Origin of the sequence: Methanocaldococcus sp. FS406-22 (assembly GCF_000025525.1) — an archaeon.
Lineage (GTDB): Archaea > AGJL01 > Methanococci > Methanococcales > Methanocaldococcaceae > Methanocaldococcus.
This window is the reverse complement of record NC_013887.1, coordinates 1,183,885-1,208,047: the sequence shown is the minus strand read 5'-3', so window position 1 is coordinate 1,208,047 and position 24,163 is coordinate 1,183,885. Positions and strand designations below refer to the sequence as shown.

Genomic DNA, 24,163 nt, shown 5'->3' with positions numbered 1-24,163 from the left:
TCAGCCAGTTTTTGCACTTCTGCAAAGTACTGGTTTCCATACCGAATCGGTCTGATTTTAATGTATCATAGAGTAAAACTCAAACATTTTAGAAAATATCAGTTTCCATACCGAATCGGTCTGATTTTAATTGTCTAAAGATGAATGCTTTGTAATTTTTGCCAAAACCTGGTTTCCATACCGAATCGGTCTGATTTTAATTATTGCGTAGTTTTTGGATTAGACTTAGAGTTTGTAGATGTTTCCATACCGAATCGGTCTGATTTTAACTCGCTCTTTTTTATTCACAGCTATGAAAATAGTGTTTCCATACCGAATCGGTCTGATTTTAACAGTTGATATTGAATTCTCAATCAATGCCATTGACCAAGTTTCCATACCGAATCGGTCTTATTTTAACATTAGAAACTGCTTTAAATGTTGCTAAACAATTGTTTCCATACCGAATCGGTCTTATTTTAACGAGCGTTCAGATACAGGACAGTCATTACCTGTTAATGTAGATTGTTTCCATACCGAATCGGTCTTATTTTAACAGGGCAATCATCAACAACCTATTTTTTATTACACTTCTAATATTTATACTTTTTGGTGGTGTATTTTTCTAAGTATAGATAACTATCTTTATTTATAAACCTAATGATATTTAAATCTTTCTCTTTTAACGAAATTAAGTATTCTTATCTTTCTAAATTTGAAGATTTAACTTATTGGTTAGGGAAATTTTATTTAGCTAAATATCCAATCTTAATTTTTAAAAATCCAAATAATTTAATAAACCTAAATATTCCAAACGATTAAACCAACAGACCCTTAGAAATTAAATTTAAATCCACTAAATTGATAAATACTAATTAATTATTACTTTTATCAAATTCCGAGTTTATTCAACGAGACAAACACAACAATATAATAAACACCTAAAAACACCTTAATCAAAAAATATCGACAAACTCATATATAAATATTTTGCAGTAATAAAGCTTTATTAAGCTAGTTAGCTTATTATTACAATAAACTTATAAAGAATACTGCTGGTGAGAAGATGCCAACAATAAATGTAAAAAAAGCTGATTTAGAGAGATTAGTTAATATGCCATTAGATGACGAATTTATTGAAGAAAAATTCCCTATGATGGGTGTTGAGGTTGAAGGAATCTTTGAAGAAGATGGAGAAAAAATTATTCAGTTCTCAATAAACCCAAATAGGCCAGATTATTTAAGTGCTGAAGGTTTAGCAAGAGGTTTTAGAGGAATTATTGGGATAGAAACAGGATTAAAAAAATATGACATTGAGAGTTCAGACATAAAACTATATGTTGAAAATGTTGAAACAAGGCCTTATATAGCTATGGCTTTAGTTAAGGGTGTTATTGTTGATGATTATGTTTTAGAGAGCATTATTAACCTTCAAGAGAAATTACACTGGGTTATGGGGAGAGATAGGAAAAAAGTGGCAATAGGAATTCACGATGCAGATAAAGTTAAGCCCCCATTCTACTACAAAGAAGTTAGTGGGGATGAGATTAAGTTTGTTCCATTAAACTCAGATGAGGAAATGACACCAAGAGAGATTTTAGAAAAACATGAAAAAGGAATAAAATATGCCCATTTAATTAAAGATGATAAGTTTCCAATTATTTTAGATAGTGAAAATAATGTTTTATCAATGCCACCAATAATTAACGGAGAATTAACAAGAGTTACAACTGAAACAAGGAATTTGTTGATTGATGTTACTGGAACTGATAAATATGCAGTAGAAAAAACTCTAAATATTATTGTTACCGCATTAGCAGAGAGAAAATATGGAAAAATACATGCCGTTGAAGTAATTAAAAATGGAGAGAGTGTAGTTTATCCAAATTTAAAGGAGGATGTCTTAGAAACTACTCCTGAATACATAAACAAAGTTTTAGGAACAAACTTAACCCCTGGGTCTATAATAAATTACTTAAGAAGATGTAGATTGGATGCCCAATTTATGGATAACAAAATAAAGGTTTATATCCCAGCCTATAGGGTAGATGTCTTTGGAGAGATTGACATTGCTGAAGAAGTAGCTATCGCTTACGGTTATAATAAATTCTCTGGAGAATACCCAATTATTGGAACTATTGGGGAACTCAACCAATTAGAAAAGAAGTGTGATTTTATAAGAGAAATTATGGTTGGATTTGGATTCTACGAGGTTATAAACTTAATGCTCTCAAATGATGAGGTTTTATTTAAAAAGATGAGAATTGAAGACAACAACTATATAGAAGTTTTGAAACCAGCATCAATTGAGCATAGAATAGTTAGAAAAAGCATTCTACCATTATTAATGGAAACTTTGAGGATAAATAAACATAAAGAGTTGCCACAAAAAATATTTGAGATTGGAGATTGTGTTGTTATTGATGAAAATTCTGAGACAAGAGCAAAGACAATCAAAAAAATAGCTGGAGTTATTGTAGATAATGAAACAAACTTTAATGAGATAAAGAGCTACGTTGAGGGATTGTTAAGAGAACTTAAAATTGAGTATGAGCTTGATAATTTTGAACATCCATCATTCATTAAAGGAAGATGTGCTAAAATAATAAAAGATGGCAAAATTATTGGCTACTTTGGAGAGATTCATCCAGAGGTTATTACCAACTTTGAGTTAGAGTTTCCAGTTGTTGGGTTTGAGTTAGAGATTGATGGACAATAAATTATCAACTAATAATATTAGTAATGCCTCAATAAAAATTTTTTAAGTGAAAACATGCTTAAAAAACTCTTATATAAAATTGAAAAATTAAGGACTGGAGAGTTAGAGGGATTTGAAACTCTAAAGGAACATATACAGAGCTTAGATGAGTTTCAATATCAAAATATAGTCAATAGATTAAAGTTCCAAATTGAAATTGTTGAAAAATACAAACCAAAGGTTAGACCAGCTATAGACCCAGTTGTATCAACAGAACTCGGAATTTATAGAAGATTGGATGATTTTGAAATAGGAAAGCTTTTAGATTACCCAGAATGCTGTATAAAATCTTTTGTTGAAGATGTTAGAGTGGCAATAGATAGAGAGCATTTAAAAGAAGTTGAAGAAATGAGAGAAGAGTTAAAAAATAGGGGAGTTTATGCCATTGTTCTGCCTTCAGGTTTCATTCCTTGCAGTTTGAAATGTGAAGAGGCAATAAAAAGAGGATTTATTGGATATCTAACTAAGGAGGAGTTTGATAAAATATTGGAGCTTGAGAAAGAGTTGAAAGAAAAGATTAAACACTGGCATTTTGGATATGAGGATTATTATGAAAAGATAATCATATAAATAATTTTTTCGTGTGGTGTTAAACTATGTATATAATAATAGCTGGGATTGGTAGAGTTGGTTATACTTTAGCTAAATCTCTATCTGAAAAAGGGCATGACATTGTTTTAATTGACATAGATAAGGAGAAGTGCAAAAAGGCGTCTGCAGATATAGATGCTTTAGTGATTAATGGGGACTGCACAAAGATAAAAACATTGGAGGAGGCTGGAATAGAGGATGCAGATATGTATATAGCGGTTACTGGAAAGGAAGAGGTTAATTTAATGAGCACTCTATTAGCTAAGAGTTGTGGAGTTAAGAAAACCATTGCAAGGATTTCAGAGATTGAGTATAAGGATGTTTTTGAAAGGCTTGGAGTTGATGTAGTTATCTCCCCAGAATTGATAGCTGCTAACTATATAGAAAAATTAATAGAAAGACCAGGAATTTTAGATTTAACTATTGTTGGTAGAGGAGAAGCAGAGATTTTAGAGTTTATAATCCCAGAAAAGTCCAAGGTAGTTAATAAGAAGATTAAAGAGCTTGGAAGACCACAAGATTATTTAATAATTGCCATCTATGATGGGGATGAGCTAAAAATCCCAAGTGGAGACACTGAATTAAAATCAGGAGATAGAGTTTTAGTTTTAGTTAAGAAAGATGCCGCTGATGCTATAAGAAAGATGTTTTTAGAAGAATAAATTAAAAGTAGTTTAAGGAGGGAACATTATGAAAATTAAAGTAAAAGCCCCTTGCACATCTGCTAATTTAGGAGTAGGCTTTGATGTATTTGGTTTATGCCTAAAAGAACCTTATGATATAGTTGAAGTTGAGGCAATAGATGATAAAGAAATTATTATTGAAGTAGATGACAAAAACATCCCTACAGACCCAGATAAAAATGTTGCTGGGATTGTTGCAAAGAAGATGCTGAATGATTTTAATATTGATAGAGGAGTTAAGATAACAATAAAAAAAGGAGTTAAAGCAGGTAGTGGTCTTGGGAGTTCAGCAGCTTCATCAGCAGGGACTGCCTATGCTATAAATGAGTTATTTAAGCTTAATTTGGATAAATTAAAGTTGGTAGATTATGCCTCTTATGGAGAACTTGCATCTTCAGGAGCTAAACACGCTGACAACGTAGCTCCGGCTATATTTGGAGGTTTTACAATGGTAACAAACTATGAGCCATTAGAGATTTTACATATACCAATAGATTTCAAGCTTGATATTTTAATAGCTATTCCTAACATTTCAATAAACACAAAGGAAGCAAGGGAAATACTGCCAAAAAGTGTTGGCTTAAAAGATTTGGTAAATAATGTTGGAAAGGCTTGTGGAATGGTTTATGCCCTTTATAATAAAGATAAATCATTATTTGGAAGGTATATGATGTCTGATAAAGTTATAGAGCCAGTTAGAGGAAAACTCATCCCTAACTATTTTAAAGTCAAAGAAGAGCTTAAAGACAAAGTTTATGGCATTACAATTAGTGGTTCCGGCCCTTCAATCATTGCATTTCCAAAAGAGGAGTTTATTGATGAGGTTGAAGAGATTTTGAGGGGCTATTATGAAAATACAATAAGAACAGAGGTTGGTAAGGGAGTTGGGGTTTTATAATTTTATTTTATCTTATTTTCCTTTATAAATTCCTTCATAAACTCCTCTAACATCCTTACACTCAACAAAAACAATTTGGGCGATTCTTGCATATCTGTAGATAGTTATTGGATTAAAAACCTGCAGTAAATATTCTGGCCTTCCTTCATAGCCAGGGTCATGAACTGCAGAATATAAGGTTGCTCCCATTCTCAATAGAGAACTTCTTGGATATGCAAAGCCAGCAACGTTTTCTGGGATTTTTATATAATCAGCTACCTTTACAATATAAACTCCACTCTCTAATTTTATACATTCATCTTTTTCAGAACTGAATACCTCAATATAGTTTGGTAACTTTCTTTTTTCATTTGAGAAATCAATAACTCCCTCTCCTTCTATCTTAAATATCTTCCAAACTCTCAAATCAATTCCACATTGTTGAATCTGCTCCTCTTTCAAATTTTCAAAAAAGTTTTTTGATGTATTAGCTCCTATAATCATTAATTCCCACCGGTTATTTATTTGTTGATTAGCTTCTTAAACACTAATTCATCTCTCTTATAAACAAAAGTGTTGCTCTCTACATCCCTATCAATCAAACAACTTGCTCCAATCCAGCAGTTACTTCCAATTTTAACCCCAGGCATAAAAGAAACTTGAATACCTGTTTTAACGTTATCGCCCATTATAACTCCCAATTTTCTAACACTCTCAACTCTCTTACCCTTTATATTAATCTTAACTGGTTTATTATCAAATCTTAGATTGGCAGTGATTGTATTACAGCCAAAATTACAGTTTTCTCCAATTATACTATCTCCAACATAAGATAGGTGAGGAATTTTTGTATTCTTCATGATTATGCTTGCCTTAACCTCAGATGAGTTTCCAACGAAGGTATTTTCCATTAAAACAGTATATGGCCTTATATAAGCTAACGGCCCTATAACAGCTCCTTTTTTAATAATTGCTGGCCCTTCAATAACTGAATTTGCTTTAACAACAGCCCCCTCCTCTATTATAACCTCTCCTTTAATAACAACGTTCTCCTCAACCTTTCCTTTAATGTCTGTTTTTATCTTATCCAGTAGATATTTATTTGCTTCCAATACATCCCATGGTCTTCCAACATCGTTCCAATATCCTTTTAACTTAATAGCTTTAACCTTTTCTTCTTTAATTAAAAGTTTTATTGCATCTGTAATTTCTCTCTCCCCTCTTTCAGAAATTTCTGTTTTTTCAATTAATTCAAAAATCTTTCTATCAAATTTGTATATTCCAGCATTTATTAGATTTGATTTTGGATTTTCTGGCTTTTCCTGGAGTTCTATAACGTTATTATTTTCATCTAAAACCACAACTCCAAAGTTTTCTGGATTTTTTACTTCTTTAATAGCAATAGCATAGTTATATTTTAAAAACTCATCTAAGTTGTCTTCAAAGATAATATCTCCATTTATAACCAAAAACTCATCATCTATGTAATCCTTAGCAGTTAAAACTGCCTGTCCAGTTCCATCTATTTCTCCCTGCTCTAAAAACTTAACCTTTGGATGATTTTTAAAATAATCAACAATCTTTTCTTTTTTATACTTAACAATTAGATAGATATTATTTACCAAATCCTCAACTTTCTCAATGATATGTTGCAAAATTGGCTTTCCGGCTATAGGAATCATTGGTTTTGGCCTATTTTCAGTTAACGGTCTTAACCTTTCTCCTTTCCCTGCACATAGTATTATAGCATCCATTTCTATCACCAATTATAAAAAATAATTTTATGAAGAGGTTAAAGCATCTTTAACTAACTTTATCCCTTTTTCTAACAACTCTTTAGCATCTTTATTATTTTTTGCCTCAACTCTAACCCTTATATATGGCTCGGTCCCTGAAGGTCTTATTAAAACCCATCCATTCTCTAAGTTAAACCTTGCTCCATCAACTGTCTCAGGAACTGTTTTAAATATCCCCTCCCCATTCTCAATAACATAATTCATTACTTTTTCTTTTTTGCTATCTTCGCATGGAATCTTCTCTCTTAAATTTACATAAGATGGGATTTCATCCAATATTTCATATAATTTTTTATTGTAGAACTCTAACATCTCTAAAACTCTCAATCCACTCAAAATACCGTCTGGTGTTAAATGTATGTCAGCATGAATCCACGTTCCACTTGGCTCTCCACCAAAAACAGCAGAGTTTTTAATCATCTCCTCAGCAACAGCCACATCTCCAACCTTTGTTCTTATAATTTTTACATCTAAATCCTTTAAATATTCATCAATAATCATTGAGGCATCAACTGTTGTAACTATTGTTTTATTGCCAGTTTTTTCAACCATATATCTTGAAAAAGCAGCTAACAACTTATCAAAATCAGCTAATCTTCCCTTTTCATCTATTGCTACCATTCTATCTGCATCTCCATCGTGTGCTATGCCTATATAACTCTCTCCACTCATATTTAGGCCTTTAATCATGTCCATTGTCTTTCTTAAGTTTTTTTCATCAGGTTCTGGCAATCTACCAATGAATCTTCCATCCATGTGGCTATTGACTGATATAACATGACAGCCAATATCTGTAAATAGATATGGTGATACTAAGCAAGCAGAGGCGTTTGCACAATCAACAACCACATTAAATTTCTCATTTACTTCAACATTTTTAAGAATATGCTCCATATAATTTCTTATTGCCCTACTATCTTCCCAAATCTCGCCAACACTATGCCACTCAACTTCAATAAAATCCTCTTTGAATATAATTTCCTCTATCTCATCCTCTTCTTTTTTATTAAAAGCTAAACCATTTTTATTAAAAAGCTTTATTCCATTATACTCAGGAGGATTGTGAGAGGCAGTAATCATAACTCCAGCATCATAATTCCTCGCGTTAAAACCTAAAACAGGTGTTGGAACTATATTTATAGTTGTAACCTCTCCACCACCATTTAAAATCCCAGCTGTTAATGCTGTTTCGATTAACTTCCCAGTAGTCCTTGTATCTCTTCCAACTACAACTTTTTTATACTTTTTAGCTACTGCTAAGCCAACTTTATAAGCAATTTTTGGGGATAAGTTTTTCATTCTTATTCCAGAAGTTCCAAATAATTTTCCCATAATATCACCTTTACCACAAAATCTAAAGGGATAAATCTTACATCATAATACACAATAAATTATTAAATAAGGTTCATATTGAAACATTAAGTTTTTATATACATTGTTGTTAATAGGACTTTCACAGGAATAAATAATTATTTGAATAAAGATGCCCAAAGGGCATCCAATTTCCAAAGTAATATATAAAACTGTGAAAGTCCTATTAATTTTCATTAAAATCAATATCATAGGTGTATGTTATGATACTATTGGTAAGTCCTATAGACGTTGAAGAAGCAAAAGAGGCTATAGCTGGAGGAGCAGACATTATAGATGTAAAGAATCCAAAAGAAGGTTCTTTAGGAGCTAACTTTCCATGGATGATTAAGGCAATTAGAGAAGTGACTCCAAAAGATTTGTTGGTTAGTGCTACAGTTGGAGATGTTCCATACAAACCAGGAACAATTTCTTTAGCTGCTGTTGGAGCGGCTATAAGTGGAGCTGATTATATAAAAGTTGGATTGTATGGAGTTAAAAATTATTATCAGGCAGTTGAGTTAATGAAAAATGTTGTTAAAGCTGTTAAGGATATTGATGAAGATAAGATAGTTGTAGCTGCTGGTTATGCAGATGCTTATAGAGTTGGAGCTGTTGAACCATTAATAATCCCAAAGATTGCGAGAGATGCTGGATGCGATGTTGCTATGTTAGATACTGCAATAAAAGATGGGAAGACATTATTTGATTTCCAAAGTAAAGAGATTTTAGCTGAGTTCGTTGATGAAGCCCATAGCTATGGGTTGAAGTGTGCATTAGCTGGTTCAATAAAGAAGGAACATATACCAATCTTGAAGGAGATTGGAACAGATATTGTTGGTGTTAGGGGGGCTGCATGTAAAGGAGGAGATAGAAATAACGGTAGAATAGATAGAGAGTTAGTTAGAGAGTTGAAAGAGCTTTGTAAATAAAAAATTTTTTTAATTTTTAATTTTTAGAATGAGAGAGCCCCGGTGGTGTAGCCAGGATAGCATAGAGGGCTGCGGACCCTCAGACAGGGGTTCAAATCCCCTCCGGGGCATTATTTTTATTTATTAAGAGATTGTTAGGTGAAAAAATGTTTTTAGGCAACGATACGGTAGAGATAAAAGATGGAAGAATGTTTATAGATGGTTATGATGCAATTGAATTAGCAGAGAAGTTTGGAACCCCTCTATATGTGATGTCAGAGGAGCAAATAAAGATAAATTACAACAGATATGTTGAGGCATTTAAAAGATATGAGGAAGAGACAGGAAAAGAGTTTATTGTTGCCTATGCATATAAGGCAAATGCAAACTTAGCTATTACAAGATTGTTAGCTAAATTAGGTTGTGGGGCAGATGTTGTTAGTGGAGGAGAGTTGTATATAGCAAAGCTATCTGGAGTTCCTTCAGATAAAATTGTCTTTAATGGAAACTGTAAAACAAAGGAAGAGATTATAATGGGTATTGAAGCAAAGATAAGGGCTTTTAATGTTGATAGCATAAGTGAGCTAATCTTAATCAATGAAACAGCAAAAGAGATTGGAGAGATAGCAAATGTAGCTTTTAGAATAAATCCAAACGTTGACCCAAAAACACATCCAAAGATTTCAACTGGTTTAAAGAAAAATAAGTTTGGTTTGGATGTTGAGAGTGGAATTGCAATGAAAGCAATAAAAATGGCTTTAGAGATGGAGAATGTGAAGGTTGTTGGAGTCCATTGTCATATTGGTTCTCAATTAACAGATATAAGTCCATTTGTTGAAGAAACAAGAAAGGTTATGGATTTTGTTGTTGAATTAAAGAAAGAAGGTATTGAGATTGAGGATGTCAATTTAGGGGGAGGTTTAGGAATTCCTTACTATAAGGATAAAGAAATCCCAACTCAAAAAGATTTAGCTGATGCAATAATAAACACAATGCTTCAATATCAAGACAAGGTAGAGATGCCAAACCTCATATTAGAGCCAGGTAGAAGTTTGGTAGCTACTGCCGGCTATTTGTTAGGAAAAGTTCATCATATAAAAGAAACACCAGTAACAAAATGGGTTATGATTGATGCTGGAATGAACGATATGATGAGACCTGCAATGTATGAGGCATATCATCACATAATAAACTGTAAAGTTAAGGATGAAAAAGAGGTTGTGAGTGTAGCTGGAGGGCTTTGTGAGAGTAGTGATGTCTTTGGTAGAGATAGAGAGCTTGACAAGGTAGAGGTTGGAGATATATTGGCTATATTTGATGTTGGTGCTTATGGAATTAGCATGGCTAACAACTATAACGCAAGAGGAAGACCAAGAATGGTTTTAACAAGTAAGAAGGGAGTATTTTTAATAAGGGAGAGAGAAACTTATGCTGATTTAATTGCTAAGGATATAGTTCCTCCTCATTTACTATAAATCCATTTTAATTTTTAATCTTATTTTTTCTAAAAAACATTCCAAAGAGTATTTTTTAATTTTTTAGCCATAGCTTAAAAGATTAAAGTAGGTAATACCTAACTATTAATTAATGCTAAATAAATAAAACGATATAAACAATTGATGAAATTGTGTGATAGTTATGAAAGAAGTGGCTATAATTGGGGCTACTGGATACACAGGAGCTGAATTATTGAGATTATTGGCTAATCATGAAAAAGTTAATGTAGCATATATAACCTCAAGAAAAGAAGCTGGAAAGCATGTTTTCAAAATTCACCCACATTTAAAAGGTATTGGAAAATATAAAGAGCTTTATTTTACTGGAGATATTGATAAGGTTGATGCTGATTTAGTATTTACTGCAACACCACATGGAGCTTCAATGGATATAGTTCCAGATTTTATTGAGAGGGGAATGAAAGTTATTGACTTAAGTGGAGATTACAGATTCGAGGATTTAAGCTTGTATGAAAAATATTATAAAATAAAACATAAAGGATTGCCAGATGTGAAAATTGCTTATGGATTGCCAGAATTGCATAGAGAGGAGATAAAAAAAGCTCAACTTGTAGCAAATCCTGGCTGCTTCCCAACAGGGGCTATTTTGGCTGTTGCTCCATTAGTTAAAGATGGAATTATAGAGGAGAGAATTATATTTGATTCAAAAACTGGAGTTAGTGGAGCAGGAGTAAATCCAACGGAAACAACCCACTTCCCAAATGTAAATGAAAATATAAACCCTTACAAGATAACTACCCACAGACACACCCCAGAGATTGAAAAGGAATTAAAAAAACTTGGAAAGGCTAAAGTTTCATTCACTCCTCACTTAGCCCCAATAACAAGAGGAATTTTAACAACTGCACATACATTCTTAGCTAAAGATGTTGATAGAGAGGGGATAATTAAGCTCTATGAAAAGTTTTATGAGAATGAGATTTTTGTTAGAGTGTTTTCAGATGTTTTGCCAAAATTAACTTGGGTTAGAGGAACTAATTTCTGTGATATTGGTGGGTTTGAGATTGATGAACATGGTAGATTGGTGGTTATCTCAGCAATAGATAATTTAGTTAAGGGAGCAAGTGGGCAGGCAATACAGAACATGAATATAATGTTTGGATTTGATGAAAAAGAAGGGTTATTTGAAATAGGGTTGAATCCATAAATCTTTTATTTTTTCTAAATTGTAATAATTTTTAATACTAGTTGAAAAATTTTCTGGGGATTTTCTCTCTTTTAGTATTACTAATTTAAATAGTTTGTTATATATTTAGATGTATAAGTATTACTGAGTTTAAGAATAAAAATAGCTTTTTTACTTTTGATTTTAATGGTTTAAAAAGAGAATAAACCTCTAAGAGGTCTGATTTTAACCATATACATATACTGGGATGACTGCACGTGGTCTGGATGGTATTACTGTGAAATGTTTCCATCCTCAAAGAGGTCTGATTTTAACTGGATGGGCAGAGAAGAATCGGTTGGATAGTTGAAGAGAAGTTTCCATACCGAATCGGTCTTATTTTAACACTGGCTTATCATAAAACCTCTCTAACATTTCCATCTCGTTTCCATACCGAATCGGTCTTATTTTAACTGGAACTTTTGAGCGAATTATATTATCAATCTTTGTAATGTTTCCATACCGAATCGGTCTTATTTTAACACTGCAAATAAGCGTTAAAGTTTAATTGTGCAACATCCAAGTTTCCATACCGAATCGGTCTTATTTTAACTAGCTGTCAGGGTCGTGGATAATGTGGTCTGAAACGAAGTTTCCATACCGAATCGGTCTGATTTTAACGCTATAAATTCACGAATCAGAGCAAGATTAACTTGATTAATGTTTCCATACCGAATCGGTCTGATTTTAACGATGTCGACATATCTTACAGTGAGAATACAGTGTTGGAGTTTCCATACCGAATCGGTCTGATTTTAACTTCCAGGCAAACCATTGGGCAATAATCCTTGCTGATTTGTTTCCATACCGAATCGGTCTGATTTTAACCATCTGTTTGCCACCAGCATATTGGATTGACAGAAATGTAGCACAGGTTTCCATACCGAATCGGTCTGATTTTAACCCAAACGTTTTGGACACTCTGATAAGTTTTTTAGATTCCAACGTTTCCATACCGAATCGGTCTGATTTTAACAAACAATACGCCCGTATCTTCTGAACCTGTTTATTTAGGTTTCCATACCGAATCGGTCTGATTTTAACATAATGTAACCTTGCCAACTGCAATAACAGTCCAAATTAAGTTTCCATACCGAATCGGTCTGATTTTAACTTAGCTCCTGAAATGTCGAAGAACGCATTTAAATCTACTGAGTTTCCATACCGAATCGGTCTGATTTTAACAATACGTGTACCGATAACAATCGTTAGATTCAAAGTCAAGTTTCCATACCGAATCGGTCTGATTTTAACAAAATACATATGGACTGTGCTTATTTCGGTTTAATATGTTTCCATACCGAATCGGTCTGATTTTAACACTATCTACTGTTTCAAGTAGCCCTCCAGAATAAAGGTTTCCATACCGAATCGGTCTGATTTTAACCTTTAAATCCTGAGGATGTTCCTTCTCCAACAGGTTTCCATACCGAATCGGTCTGATTTTAACATTTTAAAAGATTATATTACTTGCAATAAGTTTAAGTCGTTTCCATACCGAATCGGTCTGATTTTAACAAGGCAATCATTCACAACTTATTTTTTATTATCTTTCTTATATTTATACTTTTCGGCACCATATTTTTCTAAGGGTAAATAACTATCCTCATTTATAAACCTACTGATATTTAAATCTTTCCCTTTTAACAAAATTAAGTATTCTTATCTTTCTAAATTTGAAGATTTGACTTATTGGTTGGAGAAATTTCATTTAACTTAGTATCTAATCTTAAATTTTAAAAATCTAAATAATTCAATAAACCTAAATATTCCAAACAATTAAATTGCTATACCCTTAGAAATTAAATTTAAATCTTCTAAATAAGCAAATGCCAACTAATTGTTACCTCTATCAAATTTTAAACACATCCAACGAGATAAACTTCCAACAATATAACCAAAAATTATCAAAACTTAAAATAAAAATATCAAGAAACACATATAAATATTTTTCCATACCAAAATACTCCTTAACTTGATTTTCTACCTTTAATCTTTCCACTAATAACTTTTTTACAAACATCAACAATTTCCTTTATATTGTAAATCTTTATATCTGCTGTTTCAAGGGCTTTCTTTGATACATTTCCATTCTGTAATGTGACAACTGCCAAATCGCTTTCAATCATTGCTGGGACATCGTTAGCTCCATCTCCAACCATTATTGTAAAATACCCCTCTTTTTTTAGGTTTATTATTAAATCTCTCTTTAACTCTTGATGGGCCTCTGCCATTATGTATTTTTCATTAACTCCCGTAATCTCAGCCAATCTCTTTATAAACCCTTTTCTATCTCCAGAGGCTATGAAAACCTTAACTCCCAACTCTTTCAGTTGTTTAATTGTTTCTTTAACCTCTTTAAATAAACATCCAGCAGTTGTTATAGTGTATTCAATCTCTCCAGCATAAGTATCTACAATTAAAGCACTTCCATATCCTGTCTCTACCTCATACCTCTTTAAAATATTCAACGGCTCCTGCAACTCTTTAACCTTGGCTTTTTTATCTTTGAAAATCCCTTCTCTATTTATCGGTGGATTACAATAAGATATGCCAATTTCAACCTCTTTTAGTAAATCAGATATTAATTTTTCTGGGTCTTCTTTATCTACAACTTTTAAAGGGTCTTCTTTAATTATAACTAAAGCTCTACCCTTTTTTTCATCTACAATGTCAACAGTCTGTCTGTTGCAAATAAACTTATTTTTCTTTAAATCTTTAATGACTCTCATTATCTTTACAAGAGTCCCAGCACTATCAAACACTATAGCCACTTTCATACTTACCCCATTAATTAGATATATATGTTCAAGTATAAAGAATTATTTGTGGGAACATGAAGAGGTTGGCAGCAATATTGATAACCCTGACCTTAATGTCTTCAATGTGCATAACTAATCCCAACGAAAAGAGGGAAAATATGAAAAATGCAAAAGTTTTAATGGTTATAGCTCCAAAGGATTTTAGAGATGAAGAGTTGTTTGAACCAATGGCTGTATTTGAATCTAATGGGTTGAAGGTTGATGTTGTCTCAACAACAAAAGGAGAATGTGTGGGGATGTTGGGGAATAAGATAACTGTTGAAAAAACTATCTATGACGTAAGCCCTGACGATTATGTAGCAATAGTTATAGTGGGGGGAATTGGTTCAAAAGAGTATTTGTGGAATAATACAAGATTAATAGAATTAGTTAAAGAGTTTTACAACCAAAATAAAGTTGTTTCGGCAATCTGTTTATCTCCAGTAGTTTTAGCAAGAGCAGGAATCTTAAAGAACAAAAAAGCTACTGTATATCCAGCTCCAGAGGCGATAGAAGAGCTGAAAAAAGCTGGAGCTATTTATGAAGATAAAGGGGTTGTTGTTGATGGTAATGTAGTTACTGCAAAATCCCCTGAGTATGCAAGATTGTTTGGTTTAGAGGTTTTAAAGGCAATAGAAAAAAATAAACAATAAATGAATACTTTTTTATAATTTTGACAAATTTAATATTAATATTAAGTTTTTTAACAGCAAAAATTTAGATAATAATGTTTCTCCAAACTCCCTTCTCTTCAAACCTTCCTAAGTATCTATCCAATAATTTATCTTTCTTTAAAGCACTAACTAAGCTTGTTGGATTTTTTGAAGTATCTAAATATTTGCTAAGATTTTCATCTCCTCTTGCCAACACACACTGACAAATCATGGAGTTGAAGTTCTCATACTCCACTTTGATGTTTTCTCTTCTTAAAGATTTTTCAATATACCTAATTTTTTTCTTAGAGGATAAATCAAACTCCTCTGCCTCAAAATCCGTATGTGGCTTTGGAATCATTGGATTGATAGAGATTTCAACTCTCCTAATGTCTTTTTTTATTTTCTTTGTTAAATTTATAAGCTCTTCAATGTCCTCATCTGTCTCTGTTGGAATTCCAACCATAAAATAGAGTTTAATCTTCTCAACTCCAAATTTCTTAGCCAAATCAATAGCATTGGCTATATCTTCCTCTTTAATGTCTTTTTTTATAAATTCTCTCAACCTTTCACTTCCAGCCTCTGGAGCTATGGTTAAGGTCTTTGGTTTTAAGATTCTCATTAAATCATCGTTTAAAGTATCTGCCCTTAAAGATGATGGAGATATTTGAATGTCCTTCTCATCTAAAAAATTGCAGAGTTCAACTATATACTTATAATCTCCAACTGATGGAGCTATTAATGCTACTTTATTAACTTTATTAACCTTAACTCCTTCTTCTGCCAAATACATCAAATCATCAAGCTTTCTAAACCTTGGTGGGTAGTAAATAGCTCTTGCTAAGCAAAATCTACATCTTCTTGGGCAACCTCTCCCAATCTCCAATAAGAAGGATTTTCCATAAGCTCCTTCTTCAGAGGTTGGCTGATATATTGGATAATCCTCAACTCCCAATTTTTTTGGATAGATTCTTTTAACCTTCTTTTTATCTAAAAACTTTGAATAAACTCCTTCAACATCAAACTCTCTATTTATAACTTTTAACATTACATCACTATTTTCAATCTCTCCAACTATAAATGCATCAAAAAACTCAGCCATTGGAAAGAAATTTTCCATTACACATGGCCCTCCAGCAACAAAGACGGCATTAGGATTAGTTTTTCTTAAATTTTTAACTATCTTTATTGCATTAAAGTAATCATTCTCATACTGCAGAGTGATAAAAATTGCATCAAAATTCCTTATCCTTTCATAATTCTCTAAGAAATACACTCCTACATTTAAATCTCTATATTTGCTTAGATGATTAGCCAATACATGCACAGCTAAGCAAGAAATCCCTGCTTTAAATTTGTTTGGATAGATTATAGCAACATTTTTTATCATTTTAATCACAGAATATTATTTATTGACTATCCAACACATTAACAACATCACCAACAACTATAACTCCCGGTGGTTTGGCTCCTTCTTTCTTTGCCTTTTCAACAATATCTCCCAAAGTTCCTTTTATAACTCTCTGATTCTCTGTAGTTCCTTCCATAATAATTGCTACTGGTGTATCTTTGCTTCTCTTTGGGTTTTGCAACAACTCTTTAACCAAATTTTCCAAATTAGTTATTCCCATTAAAATTACAATAGTATCTGCATTTAATTTACTCAAATCAACCTGTTTCTCTTTTTTATCCTCTGCCTCATGTCCAGTAACTACTGTAAAGGAAGTGGCTACCTTTCTATGGGTTACTGGAATTCCAGCAACCTCTGGAACTGCTATAGCTGACGTTATACCCGGAACTACTTCATAAGGTATATTATGCTTTTTCAGCTCTAATATCTCCTCTCCACCTCTACCAAAAACAAACGGGTCTCCACCTTTTAATCTAACAACTAACTTTCCTTCTTTTGCCTTATCTACTAATATTTTATTAATCTCTTCCTGCTTAAATGAATGTTTTCCCTTTCTTTTTCCGACATAAATTAATTCAGCATCTTCTTTAGCATAATTTAACAACTCTTTTGATATTAAATCATCATAAACAATAACATCCGCCTGTTTTATAGCTTTTAAGCCCTTTATTGTTATCAACTCTGGATCTCCAGGCCCAGCTCCTACTAAGATAACTTTGCCAGTCATTCTTTCACCACAAAATTTTATATTTTTTGGCATTAAAATAAATTATAGCTTCTAATACTAATTATTATGGGATGGCTATGAGCTATAGAGTGGGGATTGATATAGGAGGAACATTTACAGACCTCGTTTATTTTGATGAAGATAGCAGAGAGTTTAAGGTAGTTAAAGTTCCAACAACTCCAAAGAGTCCGGCTATTGGAGCAATAAATGCAATAGAAACAGCTAAAATACCTTATGATAAGATAGATATTTTAATCCATGCAACAACCTTAGGAACAAACATGTTCTTAGGGCAAGAGCATCTAAACCCTCCAAAAATTGCACTAATTACAACAAAAGGATTTAGGGATGTTATTGAAATTGGTAGGCAGAGAAGACCTAAGCTGTATGATTTATTCTTTGAAAAACCTAAGCCATTAATAAAGAGGAGAGATAGATATGAGGTTGAAGAGAGAATAGATGCAAATGGAAATATAATCATCCCATTAAATGAAGAAGAATTGCAAAAAATAGCTGAGATAATTAAAAAAAGAGGTTATGAAGTAGTTGTTATCTCTTTTTTACATAGCTATAAGACTCCAATTCATGAAAAGAAGGCAAAGGAAATAATAAAAAATCTCTGCCCTAATGTGGATGTTATAACCTCTCATGAAATTAATCCTGAATATAAAGAGTATGAGAGGACAAGCACAACTGTAGTTAATGCATATCTAAAGCCATTAATGTCAAAGTATCTAAAGAGCTTTATAAGCTCTTTAAAAAATAACGGCTTTAATGGGAAATTTTATGTTATGCAGAGTAGTGGAGGCATCTCTAACATAAAATATGCCACTGAAAGACCAGCGGCATTTATTGAATCCGGTCCAGCGGCTGGGGCTATTGCAGTTGCCTATTTCTCAAAGATTTTAAATGATAACAAAGTTATAGGCTTTGATATGGGTGGAACAACTGCCAAGGCATCAACTATAATTAATAACTCTCCTTTAGTAACAAATGAGTATGAAGTTGGAGGAGAGGTTCATGCTGGAAGATTAATTAAAGGCTCTGGTTATCCAGTTAGATTTCCATTTATTGATTTGGCTGAGGTTAGTGCTGGGGGAGGGACAATAGCTTGGGTTGATGAAGGTAACGCCTTAAGAGTCGGCCCAATAAGTGCTGGAGCTGACCCTGGGCCTGTTTGTTATGGAAAAGGAAATGATAAGCCAACAATAACGGATGCAAACTTAATCCTTGGTAGATTGGGAGAAAAGCTTAGTGGAGGATTATTAACATTAAGAAAAGATTTAGCTGAGAAGGCGATATCAAAATTGGCAGAGAAGATTGGAGAGAGTGTTGAAGAAACTGCCTATGGAATAATAAGGTTAGCAAACACAACCATGGCAAAGGCATTAAGAATAGTTACTGTTGAGAGAGGCTATGACCCAAGGGACTTTGTTATGTATGTATTTGGTGGAGCCGGCCCTTTACATGGAGTTGAGTTGGCAGAGGAGATGGAGATTAAATCAATCTTAATTCCTCCTTCATGTGGAGTTTTCTCTGCTTTAGGGCTTTTATTGGCTGATTGTAGAGTTGATAAGGTTAAAAGTATATTAAAAGATATAAATGAAGTTGATGAGGAAGAGATTGAGGAGATATTTATTGAGTTAATAGAGGAGGGAATTAAAGAGGTTGAGGGCTTTGAGGAGATAAAGATAGTTAAGCAGATTGATGTTAGATATAAAGGGCAGTCCTATGAATTAACAATCCCATGGACTGGAGATTTAAAAGAATTGGCAGATAACTTCCACAAAAAACATGAGGCAGTTTATAAGTTTAGTTCTTTAGAGGAGGAGATTGAGTTAGTTAATGCAAGGGTTACAATTATTGGTTTATTGACAAAGCCAGAGATAAAATGCAGTGAAGTTAAAGAATACACACCAAAGCCAGAAAGCTATAGAAAGGTTTATTTCAGTAGTGGATGGGAAGAGACAGCAGTTTATAATAGGGATAAGCTTAAACCAGGAGCTATATTTGAAGGGCCAGCAATTGTTGAGGAGTATGATTCAACTATAGTGATTCCACCAGATTATATGGCTTTTGTTGATAAATATGAATGTTTGAGGATTGAGAAACTTTAAAAAGGCATAGGGAGATATTTAAAATTTGGTGGAATTATGGCTATTGCTTATGCTAAGTTGTATGAGTTGATTCTTAAAAAAGTTAAGGATGAGAATGAGGCTAAAGAATTTTATGATGTGATTATTGAGTTAGTGAAAGAGGGTAAGATAGAAGTTAAAACAGAAGTAAAAGAAGAGCTAAAAGATGAATTAGCAACTAAAAAGGATATTGCCATTTTGGAGGAAAAGATGAATGCTATGGAGGAAAGGATTTTAAGATATGTAGATAATAGGTTTAACCAATTAGATAAAAAAATGACAATTGGCTTTGTAATTTTGATATTGCTTTATATAACAACAAATCCTAATGCTATTGAGTTAATAAAGTTGTTATTTGGAGTTAAATGAATTATTTCTATTTTTATTAGGAATGATAAGATGATTAAGATTCAATATTAGATTAAAACTATCAAAGGGATTACTATGGACAAAATTACTGTTGAAGTTATTAAAAGCTCAACCTCCTATATTGCAGAGGAGATGGGGATTGTTTTAAGAAATACAGCTTACTCTCCAAATATTAAGGATAGGTTGGATTTTAGCTGTGCTATTTTATCATCAGATGGAGAGCTGATAGCTCAAGCTGAACACATTCCAGTGCATTTGGGAAGCATGGCTATTGGAGTTAAAAATGCTATTGACTATATAGAAAAAGAAGATATAGAGATTGAGAAGGATGATATAATTATCCTTAACGACCCATACATAGCTGGAACTCATCTAAATGACATCACTTTATTAAAACCAATATTTTATAACGATAAAATTATTGGATACGTGGCAAATAAAGCTCATCATGTAGATGTTGGTGGCTATGCTCCCGGAAGTATAAGTAGTAGTGTGAAAGAGCTTTATCATGAAGGTTTGATAATTCCTCCAACAAAACTTGTTATAAACGGAAATCTAAACAAACAACTCTTAAATTTAATAACATCAAATGTTAGAGTGCCGAAATTTACAATTGGTGATTTAAAAGCCCAAATATCATCATTGAACATTGGTGTTGAGAGAATCTTAAAATTAATTGAAAAGTATGGAGATAAAGAAGTTATAGAGGCATGGAAGAAGAGCTTAGACTACTCTGAGACATATTTAAAATCAAAGATTAAGGACATTAGCTGTGTATGTGAGGCAGTTGATTATCTTGAATATAAGGATAAATTGATAAACATAAATGTGAGAGTTGAGATAAATAAGGGCAGAATAACAGTTGATTTCACTGGAACGCATAGACAGTTAGATGCTCCATTAAATGCTGTTTATGGTGTTACAGTAGCATCAACATCCTTTGCAATAAAAGCAGTTATAGACCCAGATTTACCAATGAATCATGGTATTTTTAGAGTTTTAAATATCATGGCTCCAGAGGAAACAGTTGTTAATCCAAAGAAACCAGCTCCAGTTTCTGTTGGTAATGTTGAAACCTCCCAAAGAATCGTAGATGTGATATTTAAAGCCCTTTATCATGAATTCCCAGATAGAGTGCCAGCGGCATCAAACGGAAGTATGAATAATGTTATTATTGGAGGAAAAGGATGGGCATTCTATGAAACAATTGGAGGAGGTTTTGGAGGAAGAAATGGCAAAGATGGAGTTGATGGAGTTCATGCAAATATGACCAACACTCTAAACACTCCAATTGAAGTTATAGAGAACGAGTATCCAATAATGATTCTTGAATACTCTCTAAGAGAAGATTCTGGGGGGGCTGGAAAGTATAGGGGAGGTTTAGGTATAAGGAGGGTTTATAAAATGCTATCCGACTGCATGCTCTCCATAATTGCTGAGAGAATTAAAATTGCTCCTTGGGGAGTTAATAATGGCTATAGTGGAGCTTGTGGAGAGCATTATGTTATAAAAGAGGGTAGAAAAATACCCTTATCTGGAAAGGACACTTTATATTTAAGTTGTGGAGATGTTGTTGAGATAAACACTCCCGGTGGTGGGGGCTATGGCTCTCCTTATGAAAGAGATATAAATTTAATCTTAGAGGATGTTAAAGATGGGAAAATATCTGTTGAATCAGCATATAGAGATTATAAAGTAAAAATTGTTAAAAAAGATGATGATTTTGTTGTTGATATTGAAGAAACAAAAAAGTTAAGAAGTTTGTGAATTTGATTTTGCTTTTAATCTTTCTTCTAATTTTTTCTTTCTTTTCTCTTTCTTCTCCCTAATCATTGGTATCCTATATATTGCCCCACATTCTAAGCAGGTTATAACAACATGAGGATACCTTTTGCTTTTAACTCTAACTCTTGCATTCCTTCCATACAACAAAAAAGTTCCGCATTTTTTGCATATCCTCCTTTTCCATTTTTTAGGGAATCTTATTCTCATCTTCATGGCTATTCTTCTTGCTAAATACACATATCTCTTAGCTCTCTCCCAATTTCCTTTCTTTGCTTCTTCTTCTGCTAAGCTCATCAATATATCAATTCTTTCATAAGCTATCTTCTTTATTTTCTTTTCTAAAAACTTTTTCATAATAAACCCCAGAATCCATATCTTGGATTGTATATATCCCCAGCCTTCTTTAAATATTCTAAGGCATCATTAACATCCTTTTCAGATAACCCAATCTCCATTGCCTTCTCGTATATTTCCTCTTCTGGTGCTAAGCCATCATCTCTTAAGTTAACAATCTCCCTAATAATGTTGAGGACAGCATCCATCTTATCTCTTCTTGATTTTGGAGTTCCAGCTATCTTATCCAAATCTAAAGTTCCAGTCTCTGGGTCATAGGCAACTTGCTTTAAGCATTCATCAATAATGTTTATTGCCACTTCTGCATCGATATCTTCAACCTTATCTGATAATCTTGCCTTTGCATGCATCTCAGCAATTCTAATAATTGCCTCCAACTGCCTTGCAGTTATTGGTATTGGATTGTCTCCCTCTCCCAACTTCCTCATCTCTAAGTAGTATTTTTTAATCTTCTTCTTGGCACTTTCAGTTAAATATGGCATAATAAGCTTTGTCTCATCAAACTCTCCTAAGTATAAATCTTGATTCTCCTCTATGTATGCACAACTCCTTGCATATATAATATAATATTTTAAAAGCTTCTCATCTACCGTTATGCCGTCAATATCAATAGCTCCTAAAATCTTATAATCTTTGGTAGCAGTTTCAATGTGAGTATTTAAAATATGCTCAGCTATCTCCTCATCTCCCTTTCTATTTGGCTTATCCATTAATGGAAATATCAAATCAAATCTGCTGAGTAATGGAGCTGGAATATCTATCTGTTCTATAACAGTTAAATTCCTGTCGAATCTTCCTCTTTTTGGGTTACATGCAGCTAAAACTGCACATCTTGCTGGGAGTTTAACGTTAATTCCTCCTTTATTGACATGGATTGTCTGGCTCTCCATAGCCTCTAAGATGTATTTCATCACATTTTTATCAACGGTTAGCTCATCTATACACGCAGTTCCTTCATTTGCCCTAACAAATACTCCCGGCTTAACAACCCATCCATCTCCAATCTCCGTAGCTTCTCTTGTTACTATAGCAGTTAAACCTCCTCCAGTTGCAGTAGTTACAGATGCATAAGCATTTTGTGGGAATAATCTTGCTATTCTTCTAAGCATTGTGGTTTTACCAATCCCCGGGTCTGTGATTAATAAAATATGACTATCTCTCCTTAAAGGAGTTCCATCTGGTAAGAATTTAAAAGCTCCTTTAATTTGTTGAAGGAATATTGCTTTTTTAACCAATTCATAACCTTTTATCTGGGAGATTAAAAAGTTAGATAGCATATCAATGATATTTTTCTTCTTACCTAATTCGTTTAGTGTCTCTATAAGTTCCTCGTTTCTTAGTATATCTTTAACTTCGATTTTATTGTAACTTTCAGAAATTTTAATATAATTACTTTTAATGTATATTTTATAGATTGGGAGATTCTGCCTGTATTCTCTCTTCATAACTCTTCCTACGACATTTACTCTCCCTGCATATATCCCTGGAGTGTTTTCTAAGAAAACTCTAATACTTCTTGCTGGCTCTTCAGGATTTTTCATTAAATCAATTGGCTGTTGAATCTCCATCTCTTGAATATTCACATACACTGAGTCGTATTCATCCAAAATAAACTTTATCTCTTTTAGTTTTTCTTTAAAAATTTCATCATTTTCCTTTAAATCTACACATCTTGGGATTTTCCCTTTTTCTACCAACTTATCCCAAACTTTTTTATTTTCTAAAATTTTTCTAACATCTCTTGGAGACAACATATCCTTAATAAATTCTCCTTCACTAAAGTAGTCATCAATCTCAATTTCAATACATCCATTACATGGAGTATAAGTGTATTTACATAAAAAATTGTTATTTTCATCTTTTATTCTTTTATTACAATAATATACTGCTTTTTTTAAAAGTGCATTAACTTTTCCTGCCTGCAATATATTTCCTTCAAATTTAACCAATTTATTAATATCTTCAGCAGAAATCTCTTCAATTAATTTTTCACAACCTTTTGGATTTTTAAAGGCAATTTGTATCTTTTCTAACTCTTTATCCTCTCCAAATAGCTCAACATAAGCTTCTTTAAATATATCTAATATTATCTCTTCAACTTCTTTTGGTCTCTCAACTATTATGTCATTAACTTCACACGCATCTGGAAAGTGCATTAAAAATTTCTCTATGTCAAATTCGAAGATATTTCCTTTAATTAAATTTTTAGATAACTCTTCTTTTATAAAGCTCTTTATTTTATGCTCATAATACGCCCTAAAAACTTCTTCATCAAAATTTGCCATAGTTATCACGTAAATT

Annotated in this window: 19 protein-coding genes, 1 tRNA gene and 2 CRISPR repeat arrays (1 of these 22 cut by a window edge); of the genes, 12 read left to right on the top strand and 8 right to left on the bottom strand. The window is 32.8% G+C overall.

Annotated elements, in window-relative coordinates:
• Positions 1-535: a CRISPR direct-repeat array (repeat unit 29 nt; unit sequence GTTTCCATACCGAATCGGTCTGATTTTAA) (it extends 1,046 nt beyond the left edge of the window).
• Between the two features lie 510 nt (positions 536-1,045).
• From pheT to MFS40622_RS06130, 4 genes are read left to right on the top strand one after another with little or no spacing between them, the layout of a single operon-like run.
• Positions 1,046-2,698, top strand: coding sequence for a phenylalanine--tRNA ligase subunit beta (gene pheT, locus MFS40622_RS06145; RefSeq protein WP_012980814.1), 1,653 nt, complete (start codon positions 1,046-1,048; stop codon positions 2,696-2,698).
• Positions 2,699-2,752: 54 nt separating this feature from the next.
• Positions 2,753-3,307: a DUF483 domain-containing protein gene (locus tag MFS40622_RS06140; protein ID WP_012980813.1), complete on the top strand. Its 555-nt coding sequence runs from the start codon at positions 2,753-2,755 to the stop codon at positions 3,305-3,307.
• Positions 3,308-3,333: 26 nt separating this feature from the next.
• Positions 3,334-3,990 (top strand): TrkA family potassium uptake protein, encoded by a 657-nt coding sequence (locus tag MFS40622_RS06135; protein WP_012980812.1) that lies wholly within the window; start codon positions 3,334-3,336, stop codon positions 3,988-3,990.
• Positions 3,991-4,018: 28 nt separating this feature from the next.
• On the top strand, positions 4,019-4,909 hold the full coding sequence (locus MFS40622_RS06130; protein ID WP_012980811.1) for a homoserine kinase: 891 nt from the start codon (positions 4,019-4,021) through the stop codon (positions 4,907-4,909).
• A 12-nt stretch (positions 4,910-4,921) separates the two neighbouring features.
• Here the strand turns inward: MFS40622_RS06130 and MFS40622_RS06125 are convergent, their stop codons facing one another.
• The 3 genes from MFS40622_RS06125 to glmM are packed head-to-tail and all read right to left on the bottom strand — an operon-like array spanning position 4,922 to position 8,016.
• Positions 4,922-5,392 (bottom strand): deoxyuridine 5'-triphosphate nucleotidohydrolase, encoded by a 471-nt coding sequence (locus MFS40622_RS06125; RefSeq protein WP_012980810.1) that lies wholly within the window; start codon positions 5,390-5,392, stop codon positions 4,922-4,924.
• Between the two features lie 17 nt (positions 5,393-5,409).
• Positions 5,410-6,642 (bottom strand): bifunctional UDP-N-acetylglucosamine diphosphorylase/glucosamine-1-phosphate N-acetyltransferase GlmU, encoded by a 1,233-nt coding sequence (gene glmU, locus MFS40622_RS06120; protein WP_012980809.1) that lies wholly within the window; start codon positions 6,640-6,642, stop codon positions 5,410-5,412.
• Between the two features lie 27 nt (positions 6,643-6,669).
• Positions 6,670-8,016: a phosphoglucosamine mutase gene (gene glmM, locus MFS40622_RS06115; protein ID WP_012980808.1), complete on the bottom strand. Its 1,347-nt coding sequence runs from the start codon at positions 8,014-8,016 to the stop codon at positions 6,670-6,672.
• Between the two features lie 242 nt (positions 8,017-8,258).
• Between glmM and MFS40622_RS06110 the strand changes: the two genes are divergently transcribed.
• The 4 genes from MFS40622_RS06110 (at position 8,259) to argC (ending at position 11,609) form a co-directional block, all read left to right on the top strand.
• On the top strand, positions 8,259-8,966 hold the full coding sequence (locus tag MFS40622_RS06110) for a (5-formylfuran-3-yl)methyl phosphate synthase (RefSeq protein WP_012980807.1): 708 nt from the start codon (positions 8,259-8,261) through the stop codon (positions 8,964-8,966).
• A gap of 36 nt (positions 8,967-9,002) precedes the next feature.
• Positions 9,003-9,076: transfer RNA gene (locus MFS40622_RS06105), tRNA-Arg, on the top strand.
• A gap of 36 nt (positions 9,077-9,112) precedes the next feature.
• Entirely contained in the window at positions 9,113-10,420 is a 1,308-nt protein-coding gene (gene lysA / locus MFS40622_RS06100; protein WP_012980806.1) for a diaminopimelate decarboxylase, read from the top strand.
• A gap of 163 nt (positions 10,421-10,583) precedes the next feature.
• Complete coding sequence (gene argC / locus MFS40622_RS06095; RefSeq protein ID WP_012980805.1) at positions 10,584-11,609, top strand: N-acetyl-gamma-glutamyl-phosphate reductase; 1,026 nt, start codon at positions 10,584-10,586, stop codon at positions 11,607-11,609.
• Between the two features lie 179 nt (positions 11,610-11,788).
• Positions 11,789-13,145: a CRISPR direct-repeat array (repeat unit 30 nt; unit sequence GTTTCCATACCGAATCGGTCTGATTTTAAC).
• 452 nt (positions 13,146-13,597) lie between these two features.
• Here the strand turns inward: argC and MFS40622_RS06090 are convergent.
• Positions 13,598-14,407, bottom strand: coding sequence for an HAD family hydrolase (locus tag MFS40622_RS06090; protein ID WP_012980803.1), 810 nt, complete (start codon positions 14,405-14,407; stop codon positions 13,598-13,600).
• Between the two features lie 56 nt (positions 14,408-14,463).
• On the opposite strand from MFS40622_RS06090, the gene MFS40622_RS06085 reads away from it, so the two are divergent.
• A complete protein-coding gene (locus MFS40622_RS06085; protein WP_048197492.1) occupies positions 14,464-15,081 on the top strand; it encodes a DJ-1/PfpI/YhbO family deglycase/protease in 618 nt (205 codons plus the stop codon).
• Positions 15,082-15,145: 64 nt separating this feature from the next.
• Here the strand turns inward: MFS40622_RS06085 and MFS40622_RS06080 are convergent, their stop codons facing one another.
• Positions 15,146-16,471, bottom strand: coding sequence for a radical SAM protein (locus MFS40622_RS06080; RefSeq protein WP_012980801.1), 1,326 nt, complete (start codon positions 16,469-16,471; stop codon positions 15,146-15,148).
• A gap of 19 nt (positions 16,472-16,490) precedes the next feature.
• A complete protein-coding gene (gene cobA / locus MFS40622_RS06075) occupies positions 16,491-17,219 on the bottom strand; it encodes a uroporphyrinogen-III C-methyltransferase (protein ID WP_012980800.1) in 729 nt (242 codons plus the stop codon).
• Positions 17,220-17,290: 71 nt separating this feature from the next.
• On the opposite strand from cobA, the gene MFS40622_RS06070 reads away from it, so the two are divergent.
• The 3 genes from MFS40622_RS06070 to MFS40622_RS06060 all read left to right on the top strand — a co-directional run bounded on the left by MFS40622_RS06070 (position 17,291) and on the right by MFS40622_RS06060 (position 21,490).
• The gene (locus MFS40622_RS06070; protein ID WP_048197491.1) at positions 17,291-19,336 is read left to right on the top strand and encodes a hydantoinase/oxoprolinase family protein; all 2,046 of its coding nucleotides are present in this window, start codon (positions 17,291-17,293) and stop codon (positions 19,334-19,336) included.
• Between the two features lie 36 nt (positions 19,337-19,372).
• On the top strand, positions 19,373-19,723 hold the full coding sequence (locus MFS40622_RS06065; RefSeq protein ID WP_012980798.1) for a hypothetical protein: 351 nt from the start codon (positions 19,373-19,375) through the stop codon (positions 19,721-19,723).
• A 75-nt stretch (positions 19,724-19,798) separates the two neighbouring features.
• A complete protein-coding gene (locus tag MFS40622_RS06060) occupies positions 19,799-21,490 on the top strand; it encodes a hydantoinase B/oxoprolinase family protein (RefSeq protein WP_012980797.1) in 1,692 nt (563 codons plus the stop codon).
• Here the strand turns inward: MFS40622_RS06060 and MFS40622_RS06055 are convergent.
• Together MFS40622_RS06055 and MFS40622_RS06050 are read right to left on the bottom strand one after the other, a co-directional pair.
• Positions 21,476-21,862, bottom strand: a complete 387-nt coding sequence (locus MFS40622_RS06055; RefSeq protein WP_012980796.1) for a ribonuclease P protein component 4 — start codon at positions 21,860-21,862, stop codon at positions 21,476-21,478. The genes MFS40622_RS06060 and MFS40622_RS06055 overlap by 15 nt on opposite strands.
• Positions 21,859-24,147, bottom strand: a complete 2,289-nt coding sequence (locus tag MFS40622_RS06050) for a minichromosome maintenance protein MCM (RefSeq protein ID WP_012980795.1) — start codon at positions 24,145-24,147, stop codon at positions 21,859-21,861. Before MFS40622_RS06050 ends, MFS40622_RS06055 begins: the two co-directional genes overlap by 4 nt.
• Positions 24,148-24,163: the final 16 nt, after the last annotated feature.

Excerpts from the sequence above, each read along its gene's own strand:
- pheT (WP_012980814.1), top strand. The coding sequence starts at position 1,046 with ATGCCAACAATAAATGTAAAAAAAGCTGATTTAGAGAGATTAGTTAAT.
- MFS40622_RS06140 (WP_012980813.1), top strand. The coding sequence starts at position 2,753 with ATGCTTAAAAAACTCTTATATAAAATTGAAAAATTAAGGACTGGAGAG.
- MFS40622_RS06135 (WP_012980812.1), top strand. The coding sequence starts at position 3,334 with ATGTATATAATAATAGCTGGGATTGGTAGAGTTGGTTATACTTTAGCT.
- MFS40622_RS06130 (WP_012980811.1), top strand. The coding sequence starts at position 4,019 with ATGAAAATTAAAGTAAAAGCCCCTTGCACATCTGCTAATTTAGGAGTA.
- MFS40622_RS06125 (WP_012980810.1), bottom strand. The coding sequence starts at position 5,392 with ATGATTATAGGAGCTAATACATCAAAAAACTTTTTTGAAAATTTGAAA.
- glmU (WP_012980809.1), bottom strand. The coding sequence starts at position 6,642 with ATGGATGCTATAATACTATGTGCAGGGAAAGGAGAAAGGTTAAGACCG.
- glmM (WP_012980808.1), bottom strand. The coding sequence starts at position 8,016 with ATGGGAAAATTATTTGGAACTTCTGGAATAAGAATGAAAAACTTATCC.
- MFS40622_RS06110 (WP_012980807.1), top strand. The coding sequence starts at position 8,259 with ATGATACTATTGGTAAGTCCTATAGACGTTGAAGAAGCAAAAGAGGCT.
- lysA (WP_012980806.1), top strand. The coding sequence starts at position 9,113 with ATGTTTTTAGGCAACGATACGGTAGAGATAAAAGATGGAAGAATGTTT.
- argC (WP_012980805.1), top strand. The coding sequence starts at position 10,584 with ATGAAAGAAGTGGCTATAATTGGGGCTACTGGATACACAGGAGCTGAA.
- MFS40622_RS06090 (WP_012980803.1), bottom strand. The coding sequence starts at position 14,407 with ATGAAAGTGGCTATAGTGTTTGATAGTGCTGGGACTCTTGTAAAGATA.
- MFS40622_RS06085 (WP_048197492.1), top strand. The coding sequence starts at position 14,464 with ATGAAGAGGTTGGCAGCAATATTGATAACCCTGACCTTAATGTCTTCA.
- MFS40622_RS06080 (WP_012980801.1), bottom strand. The coding sequence starts at position 16,471 with ATGATAAAAAATGTTGCTATAATCTATCCAAACAAATTTAAAGCAGGG.
- cobA (WP_012980800.1), bottom strand. The coding sequence starts at position 17,219 with ATGACTGGCAAAGTTATCTTAGTAGGAGCTGGGCCTGGAGATCCAGAG.
- MFS40622_RS06070 (WP_048197491.1), top strand. The coding sequence starts at position 17,291 with ATGGCTATGAGCTATAGAGTGGGGATTGATATAGGAGGAACATTTACA.
- MFS40622_RS06065 (WP_012980798.1), top strand. The coding sequence starts at position 19,373 with ATGGCTATTGCTTATGCTAAGTTGTATGAGTTGATTCTTAAAAAAGTT.
- MFS40622_RS06060 (WP_012980797.1), top strand. The coding sequence starts at position 19,799 with ATGGACAAAATTACTGTTGAAGTTATTAAAAGCTCAACCTCCTATATT.
- MFS40622_RS06055 (WP_012980796.1), bottom strand. The coding sequence starts at position 21,862 with ATGAAAAAGTTTTTAGAAAAGAAAATAAAGAAGATAGCTTATGAAAGA.
- MFS40622_RS06050 (WP_012980795.1), bottom strand. The coding sequence starts at position 24,147 with ATGGCAAATTTTGATGAAGAAGTTTTTAGGGCGTATTATGAGCATAAA.